This is a genomic window from Geomonas sp. (genome assembly GCF_035254065.1).
GTDB lineage: Bacteria > Desulfobacterota > Desulfuromonadia > Geobacterales > Geobacteraceae > Geomonas.
In genome coordinates, this window is record NZ_DATFBA010000113.1 from 1 (window position 1) to 3042 (window position 3042).

3 protein-coding genes are annotated in these 3042 nt (G+C 63.3%); all 3 read right to left on the bottom strand.

Annotated elements, in window-relative coordinates:
• On the bottom strand, window positions 1-1041 hold a 1041-nt coding region (locus VJ604_RS05785; RefSeq protein ID WP_324080563.1), incomplete at its 3' end, for a CgeB family protein.
• A gap of 119 nt (window positions 1042-1160) precedes the next feature.
• Window positions 1161-2237: a CgeB family protein gene (locus VJ604_RS05790; protein ID WP_324080565.1), complete on the bottom strand. Its 1077-nt coding sequence runs from the start codon at window positions 2235-2237 to the stop codon at window positions 1161-1163.
• Window positions 2238-2441: 204 nt separating this feature from the next.
• Window positions 2442-3042, bottom strand: a 601-nt coding sequence (locus VJ604_RS05795; RefSeq protein ID WP_324080567.1) for a CgeB family protein, incomplete at its 5' end; no start/stop codon positions are given.

Below are 3042 nucleotides of genomic sequence, written 5' to 3' on the forward strand. Positions count from 1 at the left end.
GTAACGCTCCAGCTCCTCCGCGCGCCGTGCGGCCGAATGCGAACTGAGGGCCCGCTGCCGTGCACGCTCCCCGATGGCCTGCCGCTCTTTCTCCGGGAAACCTTGCAGGATGTCGAGCATCTCGTCCGAACTGGAGGCGATCAGGATCTCCTTCTCCGGAACGAAAAACTCTTCCAGCCCGGCCCACCGGTCGCTTATCACCGGGACCGCGCAGGCGGCGGCCTCGAAGAGGCGAACGCTCGGTGAATAGCCGGCTGCCTGCATGAACTTCCTGGTGAGGTTGAGGGTAAAGCGCTGCGAACAGTAGAAGCCGCGGTGGCTCTCGGGGGGGAGATGGTCGATTCGCTCGGTGTTCTCCGGCCACCTGATCTCGGCAGGATACTGCGGGCCGGCCACCACGAAACGTCCTTGCTGCCACTGGGAGGCAGGTATGCAGAGCAGCAGTTCCAGGCCCGGCTGCCGGTCCTTACTGTAGGTGCCGAGGTAGCCAAGATCCCAGCAGGGTGCTTGCGCCAGCGGGTAATGCACCTCGGGATCCACCGAGCAGTAGAGCGGCCGGGCTGCTGGCGAGCGGTAGATCCGCTCAATTTCGCTCAGGATCGGGCCGCCGGTGAAGGAGAGATAGAGATGGTAGCGGGAGATCAGGTCGGCCGAAAGGTACCTGCACCTCCCCGCCTCCAGGGCGGCCAAGGTAACCGGCGTGTCGATGTCGTAGAATGCAGTGATCCCCCTGGCATTTTCCGTTACCCAGTCGCCTATCTCGACCCCCTGCTCCACGTAGGAGCCGACCATGACGCAATCGGCCTCGCAGATCTCTTCCGCGTACTCCGCGAGCAGGGCTGGAAAGGAAGAATAGATGGCGGTCCGGCAGTAGGGAGGATGAGGCAGGTCCCGGTTGGCCGCGTACCAAGCGGCGTCTCTCTCCAGGAACAGCACACTGTGCCCTCGTTTCGCCATCTCCCGCAGCAATCCGCGGTAGGTGGTGGCATGCCCGTTCCCCCAGGAGGAGGTTATCGACAATCCAAAGACCACAATGTTCATGACAGCCCTCCCAAGTACTCTTCGTTACTAGTATCTATTCCCTCCGACCAGCCCCTCGCCCTCCGGGAGAGGGGACATTCTGACGAAGAAACGGAAAAAAACCAGTCAGATCCGGAACTTCACCCTTTTTCTATGACCTCCTCGAACTGCCGTGCGCGATGCGCGTAGGTGTGCTGGGCGCGCACGCGTGAGAGCGCGCGGGCACCGACGGCTGAGGCCGTGGCGGGGCGTAAGCCGGAAAGAATCTCAACGACCTCCGCACCGTTGGCGGCCACCAGGATTTCACGTCCCGGCTCGAAGAATTCTTCTATCCCTTCCCACTTGTCGGTGATCACGCAGGCGCCTGCCCCCGCCGCCTCGAACACCCGGGTGGCTGGGGAGAAGCCGTTCCTCGCCATGGACGACCGGCTGATGTTGAGGATGGCCATGGGGCTGCAGTTGAAGGCATTGTGGTCCCTGGTCCCCAGGTGTCCAAGATAGCCGACGTTGGCGGACCTCGCCTTGTCGCCCCACCCCGCCCCCGCCAAGAGGAAGCGCTTGGACGGGAGCCGCTCGGCCACCTTGAGGAAAAACTCCTCCACCCTCTCCTCGCGGTCCGGCAACCGGTTACCGAGAAAGGACAGGTCCGCCTTCAGGCGCGGATTGGGGGGAACCGGGAAATGGGTGTCCGGATCAAGCGCGTTGTAGATCGGTACGCAGGTCTTGGCGCCGAAGGAGCGGTAGGCGTCGACGATGGGGTCGCCACCGCCGTAGGTCAGCACCAGGTCGTACTGGGGGATCAACCGACGGAAGGGATCCTGCTGGTTGTTGTGGATCCTCTCCAGGGTGGCCGGGGCGTCCACATCCCAGAAGATCACCCGCGTCGTTTCCCGCTTGAGCTGCAGCACCTCGCGTTCCAGCAACTCGTCGAAGACCCCCACCCCGCTCGCCTTCACCACCAGGTCGGCTCCCCTGGCAGCCTGCAAGGATCGGAAGACGCCGGTTTCAGTGGCGGGATAAACGACGACCTTGGCCCACTCCGGGTCATCCATGTCCCGATGGGCCTGGCGCTCATAGGCGTCGGGCTCGTAGAAGGTAACCCGGTGCCCGAGCCCGTGCAGCGCCCGCACAAGGCCCCTGTAGTAGGTGGCTGCCCCGTTCCAATAGGAGGAGACCAGGCTGGAGGCGAAAAAAGCTATGTTGAGAGATGCGCCCATATCGATCTTTTTCCCTCTGTGATTTCCAACAGGTTTAAGTCCCCTCTCCCGAAGGGGGAGGGTTAGGGAGGGGGAGCCGGGGTATCCAGCTCGATGAAGCCTCGTGTTTCGCTGCAGTGCTACCCCGTCCCCCCCGTTCAGATCGAGGAGCAAAGGACGAAGGGGGTTAGGAGGCTGACGCTGGCCCCCCAGCGGAAGCATCCTTTACGGAGCGACATGCTCTGCTCCCATCCCGGCAGCCAAGGGACGGGGAGCGCAGAGGGTATCCTTCAAGCCGAGTTCCCGGCAGATCACCATCAGCTGGTCTATTCGGTGCCCGCAGGTGTGCCGTGCCAGGATGGTCATGCGTCCGTGGGTGGCGAGCTGGCGGGCTCTGCGTGGTTGATCGAGCAGCGCTTGCATCAGTTTTTCCATCTCGGCCCCGTCTTGGGCAAAGAGGATATCCTTGCCGGCGGCGAAGAGCCCATCGGTGTCCTCCCAGGGAGCCGACAAGAGCGGGATGCCGCAGGCCAGCGCCTCGAACGGCCTGATGGTTGGGATGCCGGGGAGCGCCGTAACGTAGGGGCGTCGCGGAATATGCACCGTCATCCGGAAGCGGTTGAACACCTTGGGGACCTCGAAGTTGGGAAGCCACCCTCCGTAGCCGATCCCGGCCTCGCTCAAGAGCCTCAACGCTTTGTCGGGATAGCGGACGCCGTACACCATCCCCTTCAGGCCAAGTCTGCGCACCGGTTCCACGAAGAACTCGCGTATCTCCTCGCTTCGCTCGTCGTCACCCCAGTTCCCGATCCAGACCACGTCGCCG